Source organism: Streptomyces cyaneochromogenes, assembly GCF_003963535.1.
Taxonomy (GTDB): Bacteria; Actinomycetota; Actinomycetes; order Streptomycetales; family Streptomycetaceae; genus Streptomyces; species Streptomyces shaanxiensis.
Genome location: NZ_CP034539.1, coordinates 6,761,203 through 6,783,806 on the forward strand (window position 1 = coordinate 6,761,203; position 22,604 = coordinate 6,783,806).

Consider the following 22,604-nt stretch of genomic DNA (forward strand, 5'->3'; position numbering starts at 1 on the left):
CCCTAGATCCCCTGCCACTCCGGCTTGTTGACGTAGGTGTGCCGGAAGTAGTCGGCCAGCTTCAGCTTCGACGCGGCGGCCTCGTCGACGACGACCGTGGCGTGCGGGTGCAGTTGCAGCGCCGAGGCCGGGCAGACCGCCGCGACCGGGCCCTCGACGGTCGCGGCGACCGCGTCCGCCTTGCCCTCGCCGGTGGCCAGCAGCACCAGGTGCCGCGCCTCCAGGATCGTGCCTATCCCCTGCGTGATCACGTGATGCGGCACCTGCTCGATGTCCCCGTCGAAGAACCGCGCGTTGTCGACCCGGGTCTGCTCGGTCAGCGTCTTGATGCGCGTCCGCGACGCCAGCGACGAACACGGCTCGTTGAACCCGATGTGCCCGTCGGTCCCGATCCCGAGCAACTGCAGATCGACGCCCCCGGCCTCGGCCAGCGCCGCGTCATACGCCTCGCACGCCCCCTGCACGTCCTCGGCCGTACCGTCCGGCCCGATGAACGCGTCCATCCCGATCCCGAGCGGCTCCAGCACCTCGCGCTGCAGCACCGACCGGTACGACTCCGGATGCTCGGCGGGCAGCCCCACGTACTCGTCGAGCTGGGCGATCCGCGCCCGCGAGGCATCCACCGCACCGGCACGCACCTTGGCCGCGAGCGCCGCGTAGATGGGCAGTGGCGTCGACCCGGTGGCCACCCCGAGCAGGGCGTCGGGCTTGCGCCCGAGCAGCTGGGCCATGGCCTCGGCTATCAGCTCGCCACCCGCCTTGGCGTCCGGAACGATGACAACTTCCACGCTGGGCCTGCCGATCTGAAGAGGGACTCGAAGGGCACCCTGAAGGGGCATGTGGTTTAGACCAATCTAACAGAGCGGGGCTCCCGGGCCCAGGTGCACTCAAGCCCCACGGAGATTTCCGGAGACCGTCGGGCAGGCGTCATTCCCCGTGGGGGAGTGGAATGGAGACTGACCGCCCGAACCGACCGGAGCACTCGGCCGACCGGCCCCGCCCGGCATGACAGACGGAGGGTCCGGCACGACGAGTGGGAGCACCCGGGACGACGGGCCGTTGATCCCGGCACGACGAGCCGGAGATCGCGGCGCGACGAGCGCGGATCCCGGCAGGGCGAGCGGAGATCCCGGCACGACGAGCGCCCGGCACCACACGAGCGCGAGAGCAGGAAGGGCCTCATGACCACCACGACCCCCTACCCTCCCGACCCGCACGCCCCCCACAACGACGCACCCGGCCGGATCATGGCCCGCGAGATGGCCGAGCAGCCCACCGTGCTGCGCCGGATCCTGTCCGACGGCACCCCCGCCATCCGCAAGGTCGCCCAGGAGATCGCCGCCCGCAACCCCCGCTTCGTCCTGCTCACCGCCCGCGGCACCTCCGACAACGCCGCGCTCTACGCCAAGTACCTCCTCGAAATCCGCCTCGGCCTGCCCTGCGGCCTGACCTCGATGTCGACCACCACCGCCTACGGCGCTCGCCCCGACCTCACCGACGTCCTCGTCGTCACCGTCAGCCAGTCCGGCGGCTCCCCGGACCTGGTGGCCTCGACCCGGGCCGCCCGCGAGGCCGGCGCGATCACGCTCGCGGTGACCAACAACCCCGACTCCCCGGTGGCCGGCGTCTCCGAGTACCACCTCGACATCATGGCCGGACCGGAACGGGCCCTCCCCGCGACCAAGACCTATACGGCCTCCCTTCTCGCCCTGTACCTCTTTGTCGAAGGCCTGCGCGGCGGCGACGGAACCCCCGCCCAGGTGCTCCCGGACCTCGCCGGGAAGCTGCTCGCCCGGCAGGACGAGGTCCGCGCCCTCGCCGCCCGGTACCGCTTCGCCGAGCGCATGGTGATCACCTCCCGCGGCTACGGCTACCCCACGGCCAAGGAAGCCGCCCTCAAGCTGATGGAGACCAGCTACATCCCGGCGCTCGCCTACTCCGGCGCCGACCTCCTGCACGGCCCGCTCGCCATGGTCGACAACGTCTCCCCGGTCATCGCGGTCGTCACCGACGGCAAGGGGGGCGAGGCACTCCAGCCCGTCCTCGACCGACTCCGCGGCCGCGGCGCCGACCTGGTCGTCATCGGCCCCCGGCACCAGGTCGCACAGGCCTCGGCCGGCTTCGTCCTGCCCACCGAGGACGTGGCCGAGGAGGTCCAGCCGATCCTGGAGATCATCCCGCTCCAACTCCTGGCCCACGAGGTCACCATCGCCCGGGGCCAGGACCCGGACGCGCCCAGGGCGCTGGCGAAGGTGACCGAGACGCGCTGAACCCCGCGTGTCCCGAGGGCGGGTCGCTACGTCAGTGAGCCGCCCGTCGCGTCCACCCAGCTCCCCGTCACCCACCGCCCCCCGTCCGACGCCAGGAACGCCACCACGTCGGCGACGTCGGCCGTCTCGCCCACCCGGCCGAGTGCCGACAGTGCGGCGGCCTGCGCCCATCCGCCCTCGGTGCCGTGCAGGAGCTCGGCGGTGTTGTCCGTGTCGATGATCCCCGGCGCCACCGAGTTCACCGTGATTCCGCGCGGGCCCAGCACCTTGGACAGGTCACGGGTGAAGACGTCGAGCGCCCCCTTGGTCATGGAGTACGCCATCAGGTCCGGCATCGCCGCGGTGCGCGCCAGCCCCGAGGAGATGTTGATGACCCGCCCGCCGTCGCGCAGTCGGCCGAGGCCCCGCTTGACGATGAAGTGCGGTGCCTTGACGTTGACCGCGAAGACCCTGTCGTACTCCTCCTCGTCGATCTGCCCAAGGGCTGACGACGTGCCTATCCCCGCGTTGTTGACCAGGACGTCCACCCCGTCCGCGTGCCGGTCGAACTCCTCCCACAACGCCTCCGCATCGCCCGGCAACCCCAGCTCGACGCCGATCGCGAAGGCCGAGCCGCCTGCCGCCTCGATCGCGGCGACCGTCTCCTTCGCGGCCGCCTCGTTCCTGCCGTAGTGCACGCCGACCCGCGCGCCGTCGCGCCCCAGCCGTTCGGCGATGCCTCGCCCGATCCCCCTGCTCGCCCCCGTGACCAGAGCCGTCCTGCCCGCAAGCGCACCCATGCCGGCGCCCCCTTCGTAATTCTCTATCGGTCGCTACAAAAATGACCGTAGATCACGCCGCGACCGTTTGTCTAGCGCCCGCTATAAAATGCACTCCATGGTGAGCAGCACGGCGACCGAGGAGGCCGGAGAGGCCGGGAACTCCGGCCAGGTGGAGAAGGCCGGCCAGGTGGAGAAGCCCGGCCAAGCGGAGAAGCCCGGGCAGGCGCAGAAGCCCGGGCAGGCGCAGAAGGCCCGAGCGAAGGGCCGTCCCGCGTCCAAGCCCCGTGGCCGCCCCCGCTCCTTCGACCGCGAGACCGCCCTGGAGAAGGCGATCCTCGCCTTCTGGGAACGTGGCTACGAGGCGACCTCCGTCTCCGACCTCACGCGCGTCATGGGCATCGGCGCCCCGAGCCTGTACGCCGCCTTCGGTGACAAGCAGTCCCTCTTCGAGGAGGTCGTCCGCGAGTACGGCGTGCGGTACGGCTCGTTGACCGAGCGCGCCCTGGCCGAGGAGCCCACCGCCCGAGCCGCCGTGGCGCGGATACTGCGCGAGGCGGCCGCGGAGTACACCGATCCGGCCCATCCGCACGGCTGCCTCGTCGTCCACGCGGCCACCAACTGCTCGACACCCGAGGTCGAGGAGTCCCTGCGGGTACGGCGCAACGCCAACATCGCCGCCATCCGGGGCCGTATCGAAGCGGACATCGCCACCGGCGCGCTCCCGCCCCACGCCGACGCCGCCGTCCTCGCCCGGCATGCCGGTGCGATGATCCAGGGCATGTCACAACAGGCGCGCGACGGGGCGAGCCGGGAGGAACTGGAGGCACTCGCGGAAATTGCCATGGCCAACTGGCCCCGCACATGAACCCACACGGGTTAGGCTGCGTGGTGGTTGCCAGGGCGTCCTACTAGTTGTCCGACTGGTCGGAGCCCGCGAAGAAGCGCCAACAGCAAACAGGCTCCAACGCATGGACACACAAGAGTGGTCTAGTCCACAATGCGAAGGAGTGCGTAGGACAAGAACGCACCGACTTCCGCCTTCCCCGCACAGGAAGGCGGACCGAGGAACCGGAGCTCTCTGCCCTGACTGCCCCGGCTCCTCATCCTTCGGCCGACCGGGACCGCACACCCCACGGCCGATATTGCTCCGGGCTGCGGTGCCGGGAGGGTTGAGGGTCCCTCTCAGGCGCCGCGGCCCGCGGGTGTTTTCGGGCCGCATAGGCCCTTGAAGTGGCTGGTTTCGAGTCATGTCCGTACCGCCAGGTACGCTCGGCCACGTGCCCTCCATGAACGAACTCGTACGCCAGCACACGGCCCTCGACGACTCCGACCTCGAGTGGCTGCACCTGCTGGTCTCGGAGTGGCAGCTGCTCTCCGACCTCTCCTTCGCCGACCTCGTCCTGTGGGTCCCCACCAGCGACGGCACCCGCTATGTCTCCGTGGCGCAGATGCGGCCCAACACCGGCCCCACCTCGTACCAGGACGACATGGTCGGCCACCTGGTCCCACGCGGCCGCCGCCCGATGCTGGACGCCGCGCTCGACGAGGGCCGCATCGTGCGCGAGGGCGACCCCGAGTGGCGCGAGGAGGTGCCGGTCCGCGTCGAGTCGATTCCGGTACGACGGGAAGGGCGGGTCCTCGGTGTCATCGCGCGCAACACGAACCTGCTGACCGTTCGCACCCCGAGCCGCCTGGAGTTGACGTACCTCCAAAGCGCCTCGGACCTCGCGCAGATGATCGCGGCCGGCGCGTTCCCGTTCGCGGGCCAGCAGGTCGACATGGACGCCTCGCCGCGCGTCGGCGACGGCCTGATCCGCGTCGACGCCGACGGCATCGTCCAGTACGCCTCCCCGAACGCGCTGTCCGCCTACCACCGCCTCGGCCTCGCCGCCGACCTCCTCGGGCACCACCTGGGCATGACCACCGCCGAACTCGCCCCGACGCACGGCCCGGTGGACGAGGCCCTCGCCAAGGTCGCCAGCGGCTGGGCGCCCCGCAACTTCGAGATCGAGTCCGGCGACGGGGTCATCCAGTTCCGCGCGATCCCGCTCAGCCCCAAGGGCACCCGCATCGGTTCGCTGGTCCTGCTCCGCGACGTCACCGAACTGCGCCGCCGCGAGCGCGAGTTGATCACCAAGGACGCGACCATCCGGGAGATCCACCACCGGGTGAAGAACAACCTCCAGACCGTGGCCGCCCTGCTTCGCCTGCAGGCCCGGCGTATCGAGTCCGACCGCGGCCGCGAAGCACTCGAAGAGGCGGTACGGCGGGTCGGCTCGATCGCGATCGTGCACGAGACGCTCTCCCAGAACCTCGACGAGCGTGTGGAGTTCGACGAGATCGCCGACCGGGTGCTGGCCATGGTCGCCGAGATCTCGCCCGGCAAGGTCACCGGCCGGCGCACCGGCCGCTTCGGCATCCTGGACGCCGAGGTCGCCACCCCGCTGTCGATGGTCCTGACCGAGATCCTCCAGAACGCCCTGGAGCACGGCTTCCGCGAGGGCGAAACCGGCACGGTCGAGGTCTCGGCGGTCCGTGGGGGTACGGCGAAGCAGGCCCGCCTCCTGGTCACGGTCCAGGACGACGGCGTGGGCCTCCCCGACGGCTTCGACCCGCACACCGCGGGCAACCTCGGCCTGCAGATCGTACGGACCCTGGTCGAGGGCGAGTTGGGCGGTACGTTCGACATGGTGCCGGCGCCGGAGCGGGGGACCCGGGTGATCCTCGACATTCCGGTGCGGGCACCCAAGTAGGTAGGTCCGGTCGGCGACAAGGAGACCTTCTGGGCGTGGCCGCACCTGAACGGCAATGAGCCCCAGTGAACAGCAAAGAGCCCCAGCCCGTTCAGGGGGCTGGGGCTCAACATGCTCGTTGCCAGCATTCGCTGCGCATCGGGGGTACTGCGCGCTGCGGCTCGGGGGCGGGAGATGCGTACTCGCTGTACGCGCCGCCAAGCTCAGGCTGTTTGCGGGGCGGGTGTTGTCAGGCGGAGGCCTGACGGGCCCGGTTGCGGGCGGCGCGGCGCTTCATGGCGCGGCGCTCGTCCTCGCTGAGACCACCCCAGACGCCGGAGTCCTGGCCGGACTCGAGCGCCCACTGCAGACACTGATCCATAACGGGGCAGCGACGGCAGACGGCCTTGGCTTCCTCGATCTGCAGCAGCGCAGGACCGGTGTTGCCGATGGGGAAGAAGAGCTCGGGGTCTTCCTCGCGGCAAACGGCGTTGTGACGCCAGTCCATGGCTGCTACCTCTCCTTGGTATTACGTGCAAGTTGCTTGTGAATGTGAACGCTTTCACGAATCCCTCAACAAGTGAAGGGCCGACCGCCAGGTTCCCTGGCGAGGTCCTGTGATTTGAAGAGGGGTTCCGGTGATCAGTGGAGGCCGGTCTTGCGGGCCGTCCCGATCGCCACGTAGAGACTCGCAAACCTCAGCGACGGATACAACCCCTTCCGGAAAGTTTTTTTTGATTCCTCGGTGTCTACTAGGTCACAGCCGTACTTCCATGGGGTGGATCCTGGCCTAAACGTTCGAGTGAAAGGACTTTGGCCCGTTCCGCTCACACAATCACACGCAGTGCACGGCGTACGCCTGTGAACGTCACGCTCGTACGGAGCCCGAGGTGGTCGCCGTCCATCTGAAGGGGCAACGGCACCTTCGAATGCAAGGTGAACTGGTCCAGGTCGTGCAGGGAGACCGCGTGCTTCCCATGGGGTCCGCGCTCGGGGGACGAAGTGAGCAACTGGGTGCCATATCGGGCAACCGCGGCGGTCGTCATTCGGCTGAGACCGAGTACGTCGAGGCCCTTATCGAACGAGGCCTTAGGCGACGCGTACATCGGGTGATTGCCCAAGAAGGTCCACGGGGACGTGTTCGAGACTATGGAGAGGACCAGATCGGTCACCGGCTCCGCGTCCGGACGCTCCAAGGTGATCGTTCCGTGGCGGCGGTGCGCCTCGCCGAAGAACTGGCGCAGGGCCTGACGGACGTAGAGAGCGTGTGTGGATTTTCTGCCGCGCTCGCGCTGCTGCTCGACGCGCCCGACCACGCCGGCGTCGAAGCCGAGGCCCGCGTTGAAGGTGAACCAACGTCCCGGTACCCCGTCGTCCTCCGTGCCCGGGGTGCCGGTGGTCAGCCCCAGGCCGACCGTGCGTTCGCTGCCCTCGCGCAGGGCGTCGAGCAGGGCGCCGGTCGCCTCCACGGCGTCGTTGGGCAGGCCGAGGGCGCGGGCGAAGACGTTGGTGGAGCCGCCGGGGACCACGGCGAGTCCGGGGAGGTGCTCCGGGTCGGGGCCGTTGTGCAACAGTCCGTTGACGACCTCGTTCACCGTGCCGTCGCCGCCGAGGGCGACCACCAGGTCGACGTCGTCGCTCTCGGCCGCCTGCCGGCCCAGGTCGCGGGCGTGGCCGCGGTACTCGGTGGTGACCGCCTCGAGTTTCATCTCGCTGGCGAGCGCATGGATCAGGACATCGCGCGTACGTGCGCTTGTGGTGGTTGCTGCCGGATTGACCACGAGAAGTGCACGCATGACTGGCAGCGTACCTACTGGGGGGTACCGGGCACAGGTCGAGGTTGGGATCTAGTAAGAGAACGGGCGTGAGTCTCGACACGAGGGACTGCGTCGGGCTTGGCCGTGGTTTTGGTGCGGCCGGTTTTGGGGGGTGGCCGGCGTTGGGGCGGGCCCTGCTGGGGGCTGCCGCCCCCAGACCCCCGCTTCGGCCCTTGAGGGGCCTCGTCCTCAAACGCCGGACGGGCTGAAATGCCGGGGCCGGTGCTGAGAGGTCGCCGTTGCTCAACCGGTTCGCCCCCAGTGGCTGAGAATGCCTGACCTGGCCTCGGGCAGGTGCTGGCGGGGAGGGCGATGTTGCCTGGGGCTACCCTTCAGGGGTGACCAAGGAGCAGACCCCCACCACCCCGGAAACCACCGGTCCGCGCCCGCGGCGGCTGACGTATGCCGCGGTGCTCACCGCACTGGAAGGGCTGGGGCTTGCCGTCGGCGGGCTGTGGGTGCTCGTGCTGGGGATCACCGGGGATCCTGATGACCGGCAGCAGGCCGTCACGCTCGGGGTGACGCTCGTCGTGCTCGCCCTGTTGCCGTTGCTCGCCGCGCGGGGGCTCTTCGCTCAGCGCAGCTGGAGCCGGGGGCCGTCCGTCATCACGCAGATTCTGGCGCTGCCGGTGGCCTACAGCCTGTTGCAGGCGGACAGCATCGCCATTCCGGCGGGGATCGCGATCGCTGTGGTCGCGATCACCACGCTGGTATTCCTGGTCAACCCGGCGACGACCCAGGCCCTCGGGATCCGGGGGCCCGGCGACGCGCAGGATCAGAAGTAGCCGTCGGCTCCAGCAGTCGCCGGATCCGAAGGGGCCGTCACTCCTCCACCAGCAGCTTCTCCCGCAGCTGAGCCAGCGTGCGGGCCAGCAGCCGGGAGACGTGCATCTGGGAGATGCCGACCTCCTGCGCGATCTGCGACTGGGTCATGTTGCCGAAGAAACGCAGCAGCAGGATCCGCTTCTCGCGCGGCGGCAGGTCCTCGAGCAGCGGCTTCAGGGACTCGCGGTACTCGACGCCCTCCAGCGCCTCGTCCTCCGCGCCGAGGGTGTCGGCGACCGCAGGGGACTCGTCGTCCGTGTCGGGGACGTCCAGGGACAGCGTGGAGTACGCGTTGGCGGACTCCAGGCCCTCCAGGACCTCCTCCTCCGAGATCGACAGCTTCTCGGCGAGTTCATGGACGGTGGGGGAGCGGCCGTGCTGCTGGGACAGCTCGGCGGTGGCCGTCGTAAGGGCGAGACGCAGCTCCTGCAGGCGCCGCGGAACCCGCACCGCCCAGCCCTTGTCGCGGAAGTGCCGCTTGATCTCGCCGACGACCGTCGGGGTCGCGTAGGTCGAGAACTCGACGCCGCGCTCCGGGTCGAACCGGTCGACCGACTTGATCAGGCCGATGGTGGCGACCTGGGTGAGGTCGTCGAGCGGCTCGCCGCGGTTGCGGAAGCGGCGCGCGAGGTGCTCGACGAGTGGCAGGTGCATACGGACCAGCTTGTTGCGCAGCTCGGCGTACTCCGGGCTGCCGTCCTTCAGCTTGCGCAGCTCGATGAACATGGCGCGCGCCCCGCTGCGGTCCTGAGGGGCGTGCTGCGTCGCCTGTGCGCTGTGCGCGCCCATCGCCTCGTCCTCGGCGTTTCGCTCGTGCTCGCTCATCGTCCTGCCCGTCGCCCTCTCCCGAGCCCTCGCCTCTACTCGGGCAGGGGAGACCCCGATCCGCCCACCCAGAGGCGCGCCCTGCACGGCACCTTCGTCATCCCGCCTGTCGCCCAGGAGGCCCGCCTCCACGGAGTCGTCCTCCGGGTGTGGCCGCGCCTGCTCGGGGATGCCGTCGATGCCGTCGACCATGCGTCGGGATCCGCTCGGGCCACCAGGGCCCGCCCCCAGGCTCTCGGCTCCGTCCGAGCAGGGGGGAGTGCTTTCCGGCAGCTCCCGTGTGCCGCGCTCTTCGTCCCGCACCGGCCCGTCCCCGTTCCTCACGCCGGCCCGGGTCCCGCGCCGCGCTGTTTGTAGAGGCTGATCGAAACGGTTTTGTCCTCGTCCACGGCGGAGGAGACCTTGCCCGCGAGAGCGGACAGGACGGTCCAGGCGAAGGTGTCCCTGGAGGGGGCGTGGCCGTCCGTGGTCGGGGCCGAGACGGTGACCTCGAGCGAGTCGTCGACGAGTCGGAAGACGCAGCTGAGCACCGAGCCGGGCACGGCCTGCTGGAGCAGGATCGCGCAGGCCTCGTCGACCGCGATGCGCAGGTCCTCGATCTCGTCGAGGGTGAAGTCCAAACGGGCCGCGAGACCGGCAGTCGCCGTACGCAGCACCGACAGGTAGGCACCCGCAGCCGGCAGCCGGACTTCCACGAAGTCCTGGGTCGCGGGCTCGCCTGCGATCTGGGACACCCTCACCTCCAAGGTGGTACAAGCTTCTCGGGGCCGAGGGTCGCCCCCCGGGGTAACGCGATGTGTGGTTCAGCGGTGACGCTATCGCGCTCCGAACTTTCCTGTCCCCAGGACCCCAACCCCTTGCTGTCACTCATAGTAAACACACGGATACGCTCCGTGGCTAGGGGGTCTGCGGGCCCAATTGGGAAGAGCGCGCGCCGGTTTGACGTACCCAGGCGTCAGACGGTCGAACCGTCCGGATCCCCAGTCGTCCAGCGTACGTCCCCGTCACACGAGTACGTGGTCGAGGAAACACCAGCGCCAGAGCTCGCCGGGCTCGAACGTCCGCATGATCGGATGACCGGACTCCTTGTGGTGCTCCGTGGCGTGTCGTCCCGGCGAGGAGTCGCAGCAGCCGACGTGACCGCAGGTGAGGCACAACCGCAGTTGCACCGGGTGCCAGCCCTCCGCCAGACACTCGGGACAGGTCTCGCTGAGCGGACCTGGTTCCGGGTGCGGCAGCGCGTCGGCGTGCGTGCACTGTTTCATGATTGCCAGGTTACGACGGGCACGCGCGCGAGGGCGCGGAAAATCGAGGGCGGGCTGCGACGACCATGAACGACGGCGGGCGAAGACCATGAACGGGTCGCCGGTGGGGCGGCGCGGACTCGGGCGAGCGGTGATGGGTGGGCGAGGCGCATGGATGTGATGCCGCTGTTGTTGCTGGTGGCGGGGAGCGCGGTGGTGGCCGCGGCGGCACGACGGACCCCTGTGCCCGCGCCGCTGCTGCTGGTGGCCGCCGGGCTGGCTGTCTCCTACGTACCGGGCGTGCCCGACTACACCCTCGACCCGCACATCGTCCTGCCCCTGGTGCTGCCCCCGCTGCTGCACAGCGCGGCGACGGACAGCTCCTACCTCGATCTTCGGGCTCAGCTGAGGCCCGTGATGCTGCTGTCGGTCGGCTACGTCCTCTTCGCGACCTTCGCGGTCGGCTGGATCGCGTATCTCGTCGTCCCGGGACTGCCGCTGACGGCGGCGCTGGTGCTGGGCGCGGTCGTCGCGCCGCCGGACGCGGTCGCGGCGACGGCGGTCGCACGCCGCGTGGGTCTGCCGTCCCACATCACCACGATCCTGCAGGGCGAGTCCCTGGTGAACGACGCCACCGCGATCACGGCCTACCGGGTCGCCCTCGCGGCCGCCGTCGGCGAGGGCGCGACCTGGGCCGGCGGCATCGGAGAGTTCCTGCTCGCGGCGGTCGGCGGCATCGGCGTGGGGCTGGTGCTGATGGTGCCGATCCACTGGCTGCGCACGCACCTGAAGGAGGCGCTGCTGCAGAACACGCTCTCCCTGCTGATCCCTTTCGTCGCCTACGCCGCCGCCGAACAGGTGCACGCCTCCGGCGTACTGGCGGTAGTGGTCGTCGCGCTGTACCTGGGACACCGCGCGTGGGAGGTCGACTTCGCCACCCGGCTCCAGGAGGAGGCGGTGTGGCGGATGGTCGCGTTCGTGCTGGAGTCGGCGGTGTTCGCGCTGATCGGACTGCAACTGCCGGTGGTCCTCAAGGGCCTCGGCGAGTACGAGGGCAGCCGCGCCGCCTGGTACGCCATCGCCGTCTTCGCGGTGGTCGTCGTCTCGCGCTTCGTCTGGGTCTACCCGGCGACCTTCCTGCCGCACCTGCTGTCGGCGCGGATCCGCGAGCGCGAGGCGGACCTGACCTGGAAGGGCCCGTTCATCATCTCCTGGGCCGGCATGCGGGGCGTGGTCTCACTGGCCATCGCCTTCTCGATCCCGCTCACGGTGAACGGCGGCGAGCCGTTCCCCGAGCGCAACCTCATCCTCTTCCTGACCTTCACGACGGTCATCGGCACACTCGTCGTCCAGGGTGTGACCCTGCCACCCCTGATCCGTGTGCTGAAGCTCCCCACCCCCGACCCGCAGGCCGCGACCCTCGCCGAGGCGAACGCCCAGGCCCAGGCCTCCCGCGCGGCCGAACGGCGCCTCGAAGAACTCCTCTCCGACGAAGCCAACGCCCTGCCCGCACCCCTCGCCGACCGCCTGCGGGCGGTCCTGGAACGCCGCCGCAACTCCGTCTGGGAACGCCTGGGCCAGGCCAACCCCATCACCGGGGAGTCCGTCGACGACACCTACCGCAGGCTGTCCCGCGAGGTGATCGGCGCCGAGCGCGCGGTGTTCGTGAGGTTGCGGGACGGCCGCTACATCGACGACGAGATGCTGCGAACGCTCCTGCGCAGACTGGACCTGGAGGAGGCAGCGGCCTTTCGGGAAGCCCAGTGAGGCCCGGTCACCCGCTGAACGGCGCCCCGGAGACAACGGCAGCGATCACCGTCCCGCGCGGGAAGGCCCCCTCCTCGGCAAGGACGACAAGCCCGTACAACAACTTGGCGACATAGAGACGCTCGACGGCCACCCCGTGCCGCTCCTCGAAGTCCGCGGCAAAGGACTCCAGCCCGGGAGTGGTCCTGGCATACCCCCCGAAGTGGAACCGCTCGTCCAGCCACCACTCACCTCGAGGCCCCCCGAACGCCGAGGCCTGCAGCCCCCGCACCTCATCAGCCAGGAAGCCGCCCTTCAGGACAGGCACACCCAAGGCGCGCTGACCGTGCCCGAGCCCGGCGGCCAGCCCCGCCAGCGTCCCGCCCGTACCGCAGGCGACCGCGACCACGTCGGCCTGCCCGCGCAACTCCTCACCGAGCGCCTGGCACCCCCGTACGGCAAGGGCGTTGCTCCCGCCTTCGGGCACGACGTACGCGTCCTCGGCGCCGATGCCGCGCAGAACGGTCCTCAGCGTTTCCGGCTCGGACTTGTGCCGATACGTCGACCTGTCGACGAAATGCAGCCGCATACCGTCGGCCGCACACCGCGCGAGCGACGCATTGAGCGCCCGGTCGGCCAGCTCCTGACCCCGCACCACCCCCACCGTGGACAGCCCGAGAAGCCGCCCCGCGGCGGCGGTGGCACGCAGGTGATTGGAGTAGGCGCCACCGAAGGTGACCACGGTGCGCCCCGCAGCAGCGGCCAGATTCGGCGCGAGCTTGCGCCACTTGTTGCCGATCAGCTCCGGATGGATCAGATCGTCCCGCTTGAGAAACAGCCGCACACCACAACGCCCGAACCGCGAGTCGGCCACCTCCTGCAAGGGGGAGGGAAGCCGAGGACGCAGGACGGCGAGATCGGGCACGGCATCGGGGCTTTTCACCTGCCCATTGTCGCCCGGCGGCACGGCGAAGGGGCGGGCCGCGTACCCCCACACACCCGGCGGCCCCGACCCCCAACGCACCCGCAGGCGCTACGCGAACCCCCACCCCACCCGCACAGGCGCCGCAGGCATGGACGCGAACCCCACCCCCGCCGCCCTACTTCAACCGCTCCCGAATCCGCTCCCGCATCCAAGCCATGGTGAACCCCCGCGGATCCACCTTCCCTGGCTGCCACTCCAGATGCCCGATCACCGACCGCTCATTCCACCCGTGATGGCGGCAGATCGCCGCCGAGACCCGTTCGATCGCGTCCAGCTGCGCCTCCGGCCAAGGATCCTGGCCGTCCCCGAGGTTCTCGCACTCGAAGCCGTAGAAGTGCCGATTGCCGTCGGTGTTCGCCTCGTTGTCGGGCGGCAGCGCCTTCTCCGCGATGACCGCGCGCAGAACGTCGTCGTCGCCGAGACCGGCGTGGTTGGCGCGGCCGTAGCCGACCAGATGGACCCGGCCGTCCTTGGTGATCACACCGTGGCACAGCGGCCCCGGCAGCCCCTCGTAGCCGTTGCGGCAGAGCTCCACCGTGTGAGCGCTGCCCTTGGTCACGGTGTGATGGATCATCACGCCGTGGACGGGACCCCAAGGGCCCACGTGATTGCGATTGTGGTTCTCCCAGTCGCCGACCTCGACGACAGTGGCACCTTCGTCCCTGAGTCTCTCCAGGAATCTGCTCGCGGGCATGGGTGAGGCCATGACCGCCTCCTTCGCACCGTGCGTCGGCCGCCTCGCGCAGCCGCCCCGTACCCACCCCTTACCGAAAACGGCGGGAAACGACTCCTCGAATCGCACGGCGTGCGAGCCGTTTTGGCCAGGTGGAGGCCGGTCGCGGCGACCACACGACTGGACAGGCGGCCCCTATTTGCCCAGTGGCCCAGTGATCCATTCCCGCTCTTTCGGGTAATAGCACAGACACACTCCGTGATGAAAGGCTCGTGCCGCAGATCGCGATGCGCGGCGCCAGATCGGTGCCGAGGCATGACCGGGAGGGCAATTCCTTATGTCGGTAGGCGAAGAGGTCCGCACGGAGCAGGGCAAGCCGCAGCAGAGTCTCGGCACTGCGGCCGCGCGGAACCTGGCCACCACGACCAAGTCCGCACCCCAGATGCAGGAGATCAGCTCCCGCTGGCTGCTGCGCACCCTGCCATGGGTGAACGTTCAGGGCGGCACGTACCGCGTGAACCGGCGTCTGACCTACGCCGTTGGGGACGGACGCATCACGTTCGTGAAGACCGGCGACCGCGTCGAGGTGATCCCCGCAGAGCTGACCGAACTGCCGGCGCTGCGGTCGTACGAGGACGAGGACGTGCTGTCGGAACTCGCCCAGCGCTGCCAGCAGCGCGAGTTCGCGGCGGGCACTCTGATCGCCTCGTTCGGCAGTCAGACCGACGAGGTGTACCTGCTGGCGCACGGCAGGGTGGAGAAGCTCGGCAGCGGCCCCTACGGGGAGGACGAGTCCCTGGGCGTCCTCGCCGACGGCGCCTACCTGGGAGAGCAGGCTCTGCTGGATGCCGACGCCATCTGGGAGTACACGATCCGCGCGGTCACCGCGTGCACGGTGCTCGTCCTTCCCCGCCAGGAAGTCGAGCGGATCGCGGAGCGCGCCGACTCCCTGCGGGCGCATCTCGAAAGTCTGCGGGCCATCCCCGAACAGCGCACCAACAGGTACGGCGAGAAGGAGATCGACCTCGCCGCCGGCCACAGCGGCGAGCCCGACATCCCGCACACCTTCGTCGACTACGAGGCCAGGCCCCGCGAGTACGAACTGAGCGTCGCCCAGACCGTACTGCGCATCCACACGCGCGTGGCCGACCTCTACAACCAGCCGATGAACCAGACCGAGCAGCAGCTCCGGCTGACCGTGGAGGCCCTGAAGGAGCGGCAGGAGCACGAGCTCGTCAACAACCGCGAGTTCGGGCTCCTCAACAACTGCGAGTACGACCAGCGGCTCCAGCCGCACGACGGCGTGCCCAGCCCCGACGACATGGACGAACTGCTCTGCCGGCGGCGCGGCACCAAGCTGTTCCTCGCCCACCCGCGCGCGATCGCCGCGTTCGGCCGCGAGCTGAACAAGCGCGGACTCGTCCCCGAGACCATCGAGATCGCCGGCAACCGCATCCCCACCTGGCGCGGCGTGCCGATCTACCCGTGCAACAAGATCCCGGTCACCGAAGCCCGTACGACCTCGATCATCGCCATGCGCACGGGCGAGGCGGAGCAGGGCGTCATCGGGCTGCAGCAGGCGGGCATCCCGGACGAGATCGAGCCGAGCCTGTCCTGCCGGTTCATGGGCATCAACGAACAGGCCATCATCAAGTACCTCGTGACGGCCTACTACTCGGCCGCGGTCCTGGTGCCGGACGCCCTCGGTGTGCTGGAGAACGTCGAGATCGGGCGCTGGAGGTGACGTTTCCGCACCTGGAGGCCGTGTCCCCGCGTGGCAGGGCGGGTAGACCCCCGTCGTATGCGCCCAGCCGCAGCGCAGGCGCCACCGTCCGCGGACTCTCCGAGGGGGATCCCATGGCCGAGTCGACGACGCGAACGACGCGGCACACCGGCGTGACCGGTCCGCTCGACGGGCCCGAGGCGGGGGTGATCCTGGAGCGGGTCAGGGCGTCGGTCGACCCCGAACTGCGCGCCGCGGTCGATTCGTTGCCGGGTTCCATGCGCCGGATCGCGCGCTACCACTTCGGCTGGGAGCACGCGGACGGCACTCCGGCGGCGGGCAACGCGGGCAAGGCGATCCGGCCCGCACTCGTCCTCACCGCGGCGGCGGCGCTCGGCGGACCGGCCGCGCGGGCGTCGGCCGTACCCGCGGCCGTCGCGGTGGAACTGGTGCACAACTTCACGCTGTTGCACGACGATCTGATGGACCGGGACACCACCCGTCGGCACCGGCCCACCGCGTGGACCGTGTTCGGCGACGCCGACGCGATCCTCGCCGGGGACGCTCTGCAGGCGCTGGCCCTGCGCCTGCTCGCCGAGGACACGAACCCGGCCTCCGCGGCGGCCGCCGCCCGGCTCGCGGACTGCGTCGTCGAACTGTGTGCCGGCCAGCACGCGGACACGGCGATGGAGAAGCGGAGCCCCGGCGACGTCGCCCTCGACGAGGTTCTCGCCATGGCCGAGGCCAAGACGGGCGCCCTGCTGGGGTGCGCCTGTGCCCTCGGGGCGCTGTACGCGGGGGCGGCGGACGAGGACGTGGCGGCGCTGGACGCGTTCGGCCGTGAGGCCGGGCTCGCCTTCCAGCTCATCGACGACGTGATCGGTATATGGGGCGACCCGAGCCACACCGGCAAGCCGGCCGGCGCGGACCTCGCCGCCCGCAAGAAGTCCCTGCCGGTCGTCGCCGCGCTGACCTCCGGCGGTCCGGCGGCGGCGGAACTGGCCGCCTTGTACGAAGTGCCGTACGACGGCGAGAACGAGGAGGGCGTCGCACGGACCGCGCTCGCCGTCGAGCGAGCGGGCGGACGCGACTGGGCACAGGCCCAGGCCGCCGACCGGATGGCCCGTGCCATGCAGGAGCTGGCCCGTGCGGTCCCCGACCCGGAGGAGGCGGGCGGACTGCTGTCCCTGGCGGAGTTCGTGACGCGACGGAGCAACTGAGCGGCAGCCGTAGCCGCAGCCGCCGACCGCACTGATCGAGGCCACGGCGCCGGACAGTTCCCGACGACCGCGGCCATACGACGGAGGCCCCGGCAGCCGACGCGACAAGACCCAAAGTCACGCGACTGACGGCACAGGACCCAAGGCCACGCGGCCGACGGTCGTCCAGACCCCCGGACCCCCGGGGCCGTACGGTTCCTGACCCCGCACGGCCGCCGAAGGGCTCCGGGCCGACGGGTCCCGCACATCCCCACGGTGTGCGGGGCCCGTTCTCGTGTACCGCATCGCACCGCCCCGCCCACCGGCCAGATCTCGACAAAGTGCTTCCGCGGACGGCACCGACGCGCCAATCCCCCTACGATCAAGGCCGGTTGACGCGAAGGGGAGGGTGTACATGGGTGTGGCGATCCGGACGGCGGGCGAGGGGGACCGGGAGCTGGTGGTGCGGCTGCTGGACGCGGCCTTCCAGGACGATCCGGTCAGCGGCTGGGTGTTCCCGGGTGCGGAGCACCGCCGTGTCATGCACCCCGGGCTCATGGCCGCGTTCACCGACATCGTGCTCGACGACGGCCGTATCGACGTCACCGAGGACGGCACGGCCTGCGCGCTGTGGTTGTCCATACCGGCGCAGGACCACGGACTCGATCCCGAGCACGCCGACGACGAAGGTCCGGCCCGGCTGCGCGCAGAGGTCGACCCGGACAACGAGCGGGTGGAGCAGATCGCCCGGCTCACCGCCGACATCCACCCCTCCGGCGCCGCTCACGCCTACCTGTGGATGATCGCCGTCGCCCCCGAGCACCAGGGCCAAGGCCTCGGCACCGCACTCATCGCCTCGGCCCTCGACCGCTGCGACCAGGACGGCCTGCCCGCCTACCTGGAGGCGAGCAACGCCCGCAGCCGGAAGCTGTACGAGCGCCTCGGCTTCGACCTCAAGGGCAGCCCCCTCGACCTCCCGGACGGCCCCCGGATGTGGCCGATGTGGCGGGAACCGCGCGGCTGAGTCACCGCCGCACCACACCGCCCCGCCACACCGCCCCACCACACCGCCCCACCCCACCGCCCCACGGCCGGGCCGCCCCGCCTACCCCTCCGGTACGACCGTCGCCACGATCCGCTCGACCAGCCCCTCCGGCACACCCACCCCGGGCAGGACACCGTCCAGCACGCCCGGCAGGGTCAGGTGCTCCAGGATCAGCCCGAGCATCGCGAGATAGAGGACGGTGACGGTCTCGTCGCCGCCGGGCAGCCCCGCGTCGCGGTGGAACTCCATGCCGTACTCGAGGTCGCCGCGCACCGACTTGGTGAAGGAGGCGCGCAGTTCGGGGCGTCGGGTGGCCTCCAGGCGCATCTCCAGCAGGGCCAGATATCCCGTGCGGTCGCGGGTCGCGCGGGCCATCAGGTCATGCATGAAGGCCGTGACCAGCGAGCGGTCCTTCGGTCTCGTCAGCAGCCCGGCCAGTACGTCCGGGTCGGGCGCGAGCCGGACGTGCAGCCGGGCGTCGATCTGGCGGAGCAGGTCGTCGCGCCCGGTGAAGTAGTTGGAGGCGGTGCCGACCGGCACCCCCGCCTCGGCGTCCACCGCACGGAACGTCAGCCCGCGCGCCCCCTCACGGGCGAGCACCTCCACGCCCGCGTCGACGAGCGCGGCCCTGCGCTCCGGATTGCCCGCCATTCGCAATTCCCTCTCTCACTTTCACCCGGTCCTGGAAACGCCCTTGCAACCACTACAAGCGAAGTACTACAAATGAAGCACTACAACCGGAGTGGTTGACCAGCCTACGAAAAGAGACCGGCTTGCGAAAGCTCACCTACGTCGTCGCCTGTTCGATCGACGGCTTCATCGGGGACCCGAGCGGCGACGGGTCGGCGATGTTCGCCTTCCTGGACGCGGAGTTCCTGGGGTTCCTCAAGACGGAGTACCCGGAGACCATCGCGACCCACGGTCGCCGCGCCCTCGGCTGCGACGACGTGGCCAACCGGCGGTTCGACACCATCATTCAAGGCCGGGGCAGCTACGACCTGGCCCTGAAGGAGGGCATCACCAGCCCGTACGCCCATCTGCGCCAGTACGTCGCCTCGCGCACGCTGACCGAGTCACCCGACCCGCAGGTCGAGATCGTCTCGGACGACCCGGTCGGCAAGGTCCGCGAACTCAAGGCGGAGGAGGGCGAGCTGGGCATCTACCTGTGCGGCGGCTCGCAGCTCGCCGGTGAGTTGTTCGACGAGATCGACGAACTCGTCATCAAGACCTACCCCGTCGTGTACGGCGCGGGCATGCCGATGTTCGGCTCCGACTTCGCCGTCACGGAGTTCACGCTCGACGGGGTGCGGACCTTCGGCAACGGCGTCGTGGTTCGTACGTACAGCAGGAAGCGCTGAGCGGTCTCCCGCCCTACTCTGAGGACATGGGCAGCGAAGAGCACGTCTGTCCCGCCTGCGGACAGCCCGTCGATACGGTCGTCCGGCGCCACAAGACGCTGGGCGCATGGGTCCCCACCTGGGTGGCCGGCCCGTGCCGGAACCCCGAGTGCGAGGCGTACGCCGAGGAAGGCGCCGAGCACGAGGAGAAGCACGAGCCGAGGCACGAGCCGAAGCGCGAGCAGACCGGCACACCCGGCACACCCACGGCGCAGAATTCCTAGCCGAAGAATTCCCGAGCCCTGTGTCGAGAATCCCCGTCCGGCTCCGACGTCCCCTGTGAAAGCCGCCCACGAGGGTCGCGAGCCGACGGAAACCGAAGGAGTTCAGTCATGAAGTACCTGGTCATGGTGCAGGGCACGCAGGCGGACTACGAAGCGATGCAGGGCAAGGCGTCCGAGCACTCCGTGGCCTGGAGCCCGGAGGACATCCAGGCGATGTACGCCCACATGCAGGCCATCAACGACGACCTCGCCGAGACCGGCGAGCTGGTCGACGGGCACGGTCTGGCCGAGCCCGCGAAGGGCCGGCACGTCACGCTGGGCGACGACGGCAAGGCGGTGATCACCGACGGGCCGTACAGCGAGACCAAGGAGCTGCTGGCGGGCTTCTGGGTGCTGGACTGCGCGAGCCTGGAGCGGGTCACCGAGATCGCCGAGCGCGTCCTGCGCTGCCCCCAGCCCGCGGGTGCCCCCGAGTACCCGGTGGTGATCCGGCCCATCGACGACGGCTCCGGGGACGTCTGAGCCGTACACCTCGGACGCCAGAGCCGTGGAACCGGAGACCTCCGAGCCGTAGATGAGCGCCACACCCGAGACCGAGGACCTGCTGCGCCGCCACGCGCCGCAGGTCCTCGGCGCGCTGGTGCGGCGGTACGGCCACTTCGACACCGCCGAGGACGCCGTACAGGAGGCACTGCTCGCGGCGGCCCAGCAGTGGCCGGGGACCGGCGTCCCGGACAACCCGCGGGGCTGGCTGATCAGGGTCGCCGCGCGTCGGCTGACCGACGCCCTGCGCGCCGAGGAGGCCCGCCGGGCCAGGGAGGACAAGGTCGCGGCGCTGACACCGCGCGACGCCTTCACCGCCCCGCCGCCGGGAACCGAGCGCGCTCCCCGCGAGGACGACACCCTCACCCTGCTCTTCCTCTGCTGCCACCCGACCCTGACCCCGCCGGCCCAGATCGCCCTCACCCTCCGCGCCGTCGGCGGTCTGACCACGGCCGAGATCGCCCGCGCCCACCTCGTCCCCGAGGCGACGATGGCCCAGCGCATCAGCCGGGCCAAGCAGAAGGTCCGCGGCGTGCGCTTCGGACGGCCCGACAACTGGGAGGACCGGCTGCCCGCGGTCCTGCAGACCCTGTACCTGATCTTCAACGAGGGCTATACGGCGACCTCGGGCGCCAGCCTCCAGCGCCGGGACCTCGCCAGTGAGGCGATCCGGCTGACCCGCGAGGTCCACCGCCTCCTCCCCGGCGACGGCGAGGTGGCCGGTCTGCTGGCCCTGATGCTGCTCACCGACGCCCGCCGCGACGCGCGCACCGGCCCGCACGGCGAGCTCGTCCCCCTCGACGAACAGGACCGCGACCGCTGGGACAAGGCCGCGATCGAGGAGGGCGTCGCGCTGGTCACCCGCGCCCTGTCCCGGGGGCGCGCCGGCCCGTACCAGCTGCGCGCCGCCATCGCCGCCGTCCACGACGAGGCGCCCTGCGCGCGGGACACCGACTGGCAGGAGATCCTCGGCCTCTACGACGTCCTGGTCCGCCTCGTCCCCGGTCCCGTCGAGCGACTCAACCGCGCGGTCGCCGTCGCCATGGTCCGCGGCCCCCGCGCGGGACTGGCCGAACTGGCCGAGCTGGAGGACGAGTTGGGTGCCGGGCACCGCCTGGACGCGGTCCGCGGCCATCTCCTGGAGCGGTCGGGCGCCCACGAGGAGGCCCGGGCCGCCTACGAGTCCGCCGCCGCGAAGACCCTGAGCCTGCCGGAACAGCGCTATTTGCACGCGCGGGCGGCACGGCTGAGGCCGTAGCGTGGGCCCATGGTCGAACAGACGTACATCCTCCACATCACCGAGCGCTCCCTGTGGGACGCGGCCCGCGAGCACGGCACGTACGAGATGTCGACGCGCGGTCGCACCCTCCGGGAGGAGGGCTTCATCCACTGCTCGACCCGCGCCCAACTGCCCGCTGTGGCGTCCTTCCTGTACGGCTCCTACGACGGCCCCGACGAACTGGTGGTGCTGGTCGTGGACCCGGCCCGGCTCGACGTGCCGCTGAAGTACGAGGCGCCGGAGCCCGGGAGCGAGGAGTTCCCGCATGTGTACGGGCCGATCCCGGTGGACGCGGTGGTGGCCGTGGAGCCGTGGCGGTGACGGGTCGCCGCCGGTTATGGCGGCGGGTCGTGGTGGCCTGGGTGATCGTCGTGGCCGTCGCGGGCGGGGCGACGCTGTGGTTGCGGGACTCGGCCGAGCCTCCAGGACCGTACGGGTGGCAGGAGGCCAGTGCGACGCCGTCGCTTCCGGAGGGCTGGGAGTCGGCGTGCGCGAGGGCCACGCCCGATGAGAACGGCCGCGCGCTCTGCTTCGTCAGGACCCGGCCCTAGCCGGCCAGTCCTCCCGTCTGCGGATCCCGGCCGGTCAGGCAGTACGTGCCGCCCGCGGGGTCGCGCATCACGGTCCAGTGGGCGCCCTGGGCGACGAAGGCCGCGCCCAGTTCCTCGTGCCGGGTCCGGGTCGCCGTGATGTCCGCGCAGGCGAGGTCCAGGTGGGCGGAGGCCGGGCGCTCCTCGCCGAGCCGCTGGAGCAGGATGCGGATCGGCAGCCCGGGCGGCGGCTTCAGTACGTGGAACTCGGGGCGGGAGCCCGGCGCCGACGTCCAGTCGGCCAACAGGGCGCTCCAGAAGGCGACTTCGGCGTCGTACAGCGAGGGCGGTACGTCGACGCAGACCTGGTCGAGCCGGCTCCCGCGCACCACGGGCGGCCGCACCGACTCCCCGTGCCAGGGCACGGCGCAGAACAACTGCCCGGCGGGCGACCGCAGTACGGCCCATCCCTCGTGCTCGGCGGCGATGTCCGCGCCCAGCCGGAGCGCAGACTTCACGACATCCGGTACGTCGTCCACGGCGAAGTCGAGATGCGCGCCGCCGGCGCCCGAGTCGACCCCCTGGGCCTTGACGCAGGCATCGGCCCCGTCGCCCGGCAGCAGGGTCACGAACTCCCCCCGCGCACCGCGGAACTCGGACAGCCGGGTGTCCGTGACCGCGGTCCAGAAGGTGTGGGCCCGTTCGAAGGACCCGGTGGGGCGGTCGATGAAGGCGTAGGTCCAGCGGATGCTCATCCAGCGATCGTAGATCCGCCGACGCGTCGCG

At 70.6% G+C, this 22,604-nt stretch carries 24 protein-coding genes; 13 read left to right on the forward strand and 11 right to left on the reverse strand.

The features are described from left to right. Window positions 1-2 precede the first annotated feature (2 nt). Window positions 3-788, reverse strand: coding sequence for a glucosamine-6-phosphate deaminase (gene nagB / locus EJ357_RS30905; protein ID WP_126394978.1), 786 nt, complete (start codon window positions 786-788; stop codon window positions 3-5). A 393-nt stretch (window positions 789-1,181) separates the two neighbouring features. Between nagB and EJ357_RS30910 the strand changes: the two genes are divergently transcribed. After that, complete coding sequence (locus EJ357_RS30910; RefSeq protein WP_126394979.1) at window positions 1,182-2,270, forward strand: SIS domain-containing protein; 1,089 nt, start codon at window positions 1,182-1,184, stop codon at window positions 2,268-2,270. Between the two features lie 26 nt (window positions 2,271-2,296). On the opposite strand, the gene EJ357_RS30915 is transcribed toward EJ357_RS30910, so the two are convergent. Continuing rightward, window positions 2,297-3,049 carry an SDR family oxidoreductase gene (locus EJ357_RS30915; RefSeq protein WP_126394980.1) on the reverse strand — a complete coding sequence of 251 codons (753 nt, stop codon included), beginning with the start codon at window positions 3,047-3,049 and terminating at the stop codon, window positions 2,297-2,299. Window positions 3,050-3,146: 97 nt separating this feature from the next. Here EJ357_RS30915 and EJ357_RS30920 point away from each other — a divergent pair, with 97 nt between their 5' ends. After that, the gene (locus EJ357_RS30920) at window positions 3,147-3,896 is read left to right on the forward strand and encodes a TetR/AcrR family transcriptional regulator (protein WP_228472657.1); all 750 of its coding nucleotides are present in this window, start codon (window positions 3,147-3,149) and stop codon (window positions 3,894-3,896) included. A 421-nt stretch (window positions 3,897-4,317) separates the two neighbouring features. After that, window positions 4,318-5,784, forward strand: a complete 1,467-nt coding sequence (locus tag EJ357_RS30925) for a sensor histidine kinase (protein ID WP_126400277.1) — start codon at window positions 4,318-4,320, stop codon at window positions 5,782-5,784. A 229-nt stretch (window positions 5,785-6,013) separates the two neighbouring features. Here EJ357_RS30925 and EJ357_RS30930 read toward each other — a convergent pair whose 3' ends face one another. Together EJ357_RS30930 and EJ357_RS30935 are read right to left on the reverse strand one after the other, a co-directional pair. Next, window positions 6,014-6,271, reverse strand: coding sequence for a WhiB family transcriptional regulator (locus tag EJ357_RS30930; protein ID WP_006142322.1), 258 nt, complete (start codon window positions 6,269-6,271; stop codon window positions 6,014-6,016). A gap of 319 nt (window positions 6,272-6,590) precedes the next feature. Beyond that, on the reverse strand, window positions 6,591-7,559 hold the full coding sequence (locus EJ357_RS30935) for a diacylglycerol/lipid kinase family protein (protein ID WP_126394981.1): 969 nt from the start codon (window positions 7,557-7,559) through the stop codon (window positions 6,591-6,593). Window positions 7,560-7,918: 359 nt separating this feature from the next. Between EJ357_RS30935 and EJ357_RS30940 the strand changes: the two genes are divergently transcribed. Beyond that, complete coding sequence (locus tag EJ357_RS30940) at window positions 7,919-8,365, forward strand: hypothetical protein (RefSeq protein ID WP_126394982.1); 447 nt, start codon at window positions 7,919-7,921, stop codon at window positions 8,363-8,365. 37 nt (window positions 8,366-8,402) lie between these two features. Here EJ357_RS30940 and EJ357_RS30945 read toward each other — a convergent pair whose 3' ends face one another. The 3 genes from EJ357_RS30945 to EJ357_RS30955 form a co-directional block, all read right to left on the reverse strand. Beyond that, entirely contained in the window at window positions 8,403-9,533 is a 1,131-nt protein-coding gene (locus EJ357_RS30945) for an RNA polymerase sigma factor SigF (RefSeq protein WP_126400280.1), read from the reverse strand. A 17-nt stretch (window positions 9,534-9,550) separates the two neighbouring features. Beyond that, window positions 9,551-9,964: an ATP-binding protein gene (locus EJ357_RS30950; protein WP_004925829.1), complete on the reverse strand. Its 414-nt coding sequence runs from the start codon at window positions 9,962-9,964 to the stop codon at window positions 9,551-9,553. A 270-nt stretch (window positions 9,965-10,234) separates the two neighbouring features. Further along, window positions 10,235-10,495, reverse strand: coding sequence for a UBP-type zinc finger domain-containing protein (locus tag EJ357_RS30955; RefSeq protein WP_126394983.1), 261 nt, complete (start codon window positions 10,493-10,495; stop codon window positions 10,235-10,237). Window positions 10,496-10,645: 150 nt separating this feature from the next. Here EJ357_RS30955 and EJ357_RS30960 point away from each other — a divergent pair, with 150 nt between their 5' ends. Then, the gene (locus EJ357_RS30960) at window positions 10,646-12,241 is read left to right on the forward strand and encodes a Na+/H+ antiporter (protein WP_126394984.1); all 1,596 of its coding nucleotides are present in this window, start codon (window positions 10,646-10,648) and stop codon (window positions 12,239-12,241) included. A gap of 7 nt (window positions 12,242-12,248) precedes the next feature. On the opposite strand, the gene EJ357_RS30965 is transcribed toward EJ357_RS30960, so the two are convergent. Together EJ357_RS30965 and EJ357_RS30970 are read right to left on the reverse strand one after the other, a co-directional pair. Continuing rightward, window positions 12,249-13,187, reverse strand: a complete 939-nt coding sequence (locus EJ357_RS30965) for a 1-aminocyclopropane-1-carboxylate deaminase/D-cysteine desulfhydrase (RefSeq protein ID WP_407698426.1) — start codon at window positions 13,185-13,187, stop codon at window positions 12,249-12,251. A 133-nt stretch (window positions 13,188-13,320) separates the two neighbouring features. Continuing rightward, window positions 13,321-13,911: an N-acetylmuramoyl-L-alanine amidase gene (locus EJ357_RS30970; protein WP_175647592.1), complete on the reverse strand. Its 591-nt coding sequence runs from the start codon at window positions 13,909-13,911 to the stop codon at window positions 13,321-13,323. A 304-nt stretch (window positions 13,912-14,215) separates the two neighbouring features. Between EJ357_RS30970 and EJ357_RS30975 the strand changes: the two genes are divergently transcribed. The 3 genes from EJ357_RS30975 to EJ357_RS30985 all read left to right on the forward strand — a co-directional run bounded on the left by EJ357_RS30975 (window position 14,216) and on the right by EJ357_RS30985 (window position 17,824). Beyond that, entirely contained in the window at window positions 14,216-15,622 is a 1,407-nt protein-coding gene (locus EJ357_RS30975; RefSeq protein WP_126394985.1) for a family 2B encapsulin nanocompartment shell protein, read from the forward strand. 113 nt (window positions 15,623-15,735) lie between these two features. After that, window positions 15,736-16,821 carry a family 2 encapsulin nanocompartment cargo protein polyprenyl transferase gene (locus EJ357_RS30980; protein ID WP_228472658.1) on the forward strand — a complete coding sequence of 362 codons (1,086 nt, stop codon included), beginning with the start codon at window positions 15,736-15,738 and terminating at the stop codon, window positions 16,819-16,821. A gap of 394 nt (window positions 16,822-17,215) precedes the next feature. After that, a complete protein-coding gene (locus EJ357_RS30985) occupies window positions 17,216-17,824 on the forward strand; it encodes a GNAT family N-acetyltransferase (protein ID WP_126394987.1) in 609 nt (202 codons plus the stop codon). Window positions 17,825-17,905: 81 nt separating this feature from the next. Here EJ357_RS30985 and EJ357_RS30990 read toward each other — a convergent pair whose 3' ends face one another. Next, on the reverse strand, window positions 17,906-18,496 hold the full coding sequence (locus EJ357_RS30990; protein WP_126394988.1) for a TetR/AcrR family transcriptional regulator: 591 nt from the start codon (window positions 18,494-18,496) through the stop codon (window positions 17,906-17,908). A gap of 122 nt (window positions 18,497-18,618) precedes the next feature. Between EJ357_RS30990 and EJ357_RS30995 the strand changes: the two genes are divergently transcribed. From EJ357_RS30995 to EJ357_RS31015, 5 genes are all read left to right on the forward strand, one after another. Further along, complete coding sequence (locus tag EJ357_RS30995) at window positions 18,619-19,203, forward strand: dihydrofolate reductase family protein (RefSeq protein ID WP_126394989.1); 585 nt, start codon at window positions 18,619-18,621, stop codon at window positions 19,201-19,203. A 26-nt stretch (window positions 19,204-19,229) separates the two neighbouring features. Beyond that, complete coding sequence (locus tag EJ357_RS31000; protein WP_126394990.1) at window positions 19,230-19,466, forward strand: hypothetical protein; 237 nt, start codon at window positions 19,230-19,232, stop codon at window positions 19,464-19,466. Window positions 19,467-19,574: 108 nt separating this feature from the next. Then, window positions 19,575-19,988 carry a YciI family protein gene (locus EJ357_RS31005; protein WP_126394991.1) on the forward strand — a complete coding sequence of 138 codons (414 nt, stop codon included), beginning with the start codon at window positions 19,575-19,577 and terminating at the stop codon, window positions 19,986-19,988. Between the two features lie 52 nt (window positions 19,989-20,040). Then, the gene (locus EJ357_RS31010) at window positions 20,041-21,267 is read left to right on the forward strand and encodes an RNA polymerase sigma factor (protein ID WP_126394992.1); all 1,227 of its coding nucleotides are present in this window, start codon (window positions 20,041-20,043) and stop codon (window positions 21,265-21,267) included. 9 nt (window positions 21,268-21,276) lie between these two features. Continuing rightward, entirely contained in the window at window positions 21,277-21,609 is a 333-nt protein-coding gene (locus tag EJ357_RS31015) for a DUF952 domain-containing protein (RefSeq protein WP_126394993.1), read from the forward strand. A gap of 226 nt (window positions 21,610-21,835) precedes the next feature. Here EJ357_RS31015 and EJ357_RS31025 read toward each other — a convergent pair whose 3' ends face one another. Next, a complete protein-coding gene (locus EJ357_RS31025; RefSeq protein WP_126394995.1) occupies window positions 21,836-22,573 on the reverse strand; it encodes a VOC family protein in 738 nt (245 codons plus the stop codon). Window positions 22,574-22,604: the final 31 nt, after the last annotated feature.

What these genes read in the sequence shown, in the direction of transcription:
- EJ357_RS30910 (WP_126394979.1), top strand. Translation starts at nt 1,182, where the DNA reads ATGACCACCACGACCCCCTACCCTCCCGACCCGCACGCCCCCCACAAC.
- EJ357_RS30915 (WP_126394980.1), bottom strand. Translation starts at nt 3,049, where the DNA reads ATGGGTGCGCTTGCGGGCAGGACGGCTCTGGTCACGGGGGCGAGCAGG.
- EJ357_RS30920 (WP_228472657.1), top strand. Translation starts at nt 3,147, where the DNA reads ATGGTGAGCAGCACGGCGACCGAGGAGGCCGGAGAGGCCGGGAACTCC.
- EJ357_RS30925 (WP_126400277.1), top strand. Translation starts at nt 4,318, where the DNA reads ATGAACGAACTCGTACGCCAGCACACGGCCCTCGACGACTCCGACCTC.
- EJ357_RS30930 (WP_006142322.1), bottom strand. Translation starts at nt 6,271, where the DNA reads ATGGACTGGCGTCACAACGCCGTTTGCCGCGAGGAAGACCCCGAGCTC.
- EJ357_RS30935 (WP_126394981.1), bottom strand. Translation starts at nt 7,559, where the DNA reads ATGCGTGCACTTCTCGTGGTCAATCCGGCAGCAACCACCACAAGCGCA.
- EJ357_RS30955 (WP_126394983.1), bottom strand. Translation starts at nt 10,495, where the DNA reads ATGAAACAGTGCACGCACGCCGACGCGCTGCCGCACCCGGAACCAGGT.
- EJ357_RS30960 (WP_126394984.1), top strand. Translation starts at nt 10,646, where the DNA reads ATGGATGTGATGCCGCTGTTGTTGCTGGTGGCGGGGAGCGCGGTGGTG.
- EJ357_RS30970 (WP_175647592.1), bottom strand. Translation starts at nt 13,911, where the DNA reads ATGGCCTCACCCATGCCCGCGAGCAGATTCCTGGAGAGACTCAGGGAC.
- EJ357_RS30975 (WP_126394985.1), top strand. Translation starts at nt 14,216, where the DNA reads ATGTCGGTAGGCGAAGAGGTCCGCACGGAGCAGGGCAAGCCGCAGCAG.
- EJ357_RS30980 (WP_228472658.1), top strand. Translation starts at nt 15,736, where the DNA reads ATGGCCGAGTCGACGACGCGAACGACGCGGCACACCGGCGTGACCGGT.
- EJ357_RS30985 (WP_126394987.1), top strand. Translation starts at nt 17,216, where the DNA reads ATGGGTGTGGCGATCCGGACGGCGGGCGAGGGGGACCGGGAGCTGGTG.
- EJ357_RS30990 (WP_126394988.1), bottom strand. Translation starts at nt 18,496, where the DNA reads ATGGCGGGCAATCCGGAGCGCAGGGCCGCGCTCGTCGACGCGGGCGTG.
- EJ357_RS31000 (WP_126394990.1), top strand. Translation starts at nt 19,230, where the DNA reads ATGGGCAGCGAAGAGCACGTCTGTCCCGCCTGCGGACAGCCCGTCGAT.
- EJ357_RS31005 (WP_126394991.1), top strand. Translation starts at nt 19,575, where the DNA reads ATGAAGTACCTGGTCATGGTGCAGGGCACGCAGGCGGACTACGAAGCG.
- EJ357_RS31010 (WP_126394992.1), top strand. Translation starts at nt 20,041, where the DNA reads ATGAGCGCCACACCCGAGACCGAGGACCTGCTGCGCCGCCACGCGCCG.
- EJ357_RS31015 (WP_126394993.1), top strand. Translation starts at nt 21,277, where the DNA reads ATGGTCGAACAGACGTACATCCTCCACATCACCGAGCGCTCCCTGTGG.
- EJ357_RS31025 (WP_126394995.1), bottom strand. Translation starts at nt 22,573, where the DNA reads ATGAGCATCCGCTGGACCTACGCCTTCATCGACCGCCCCACCGGGTCC.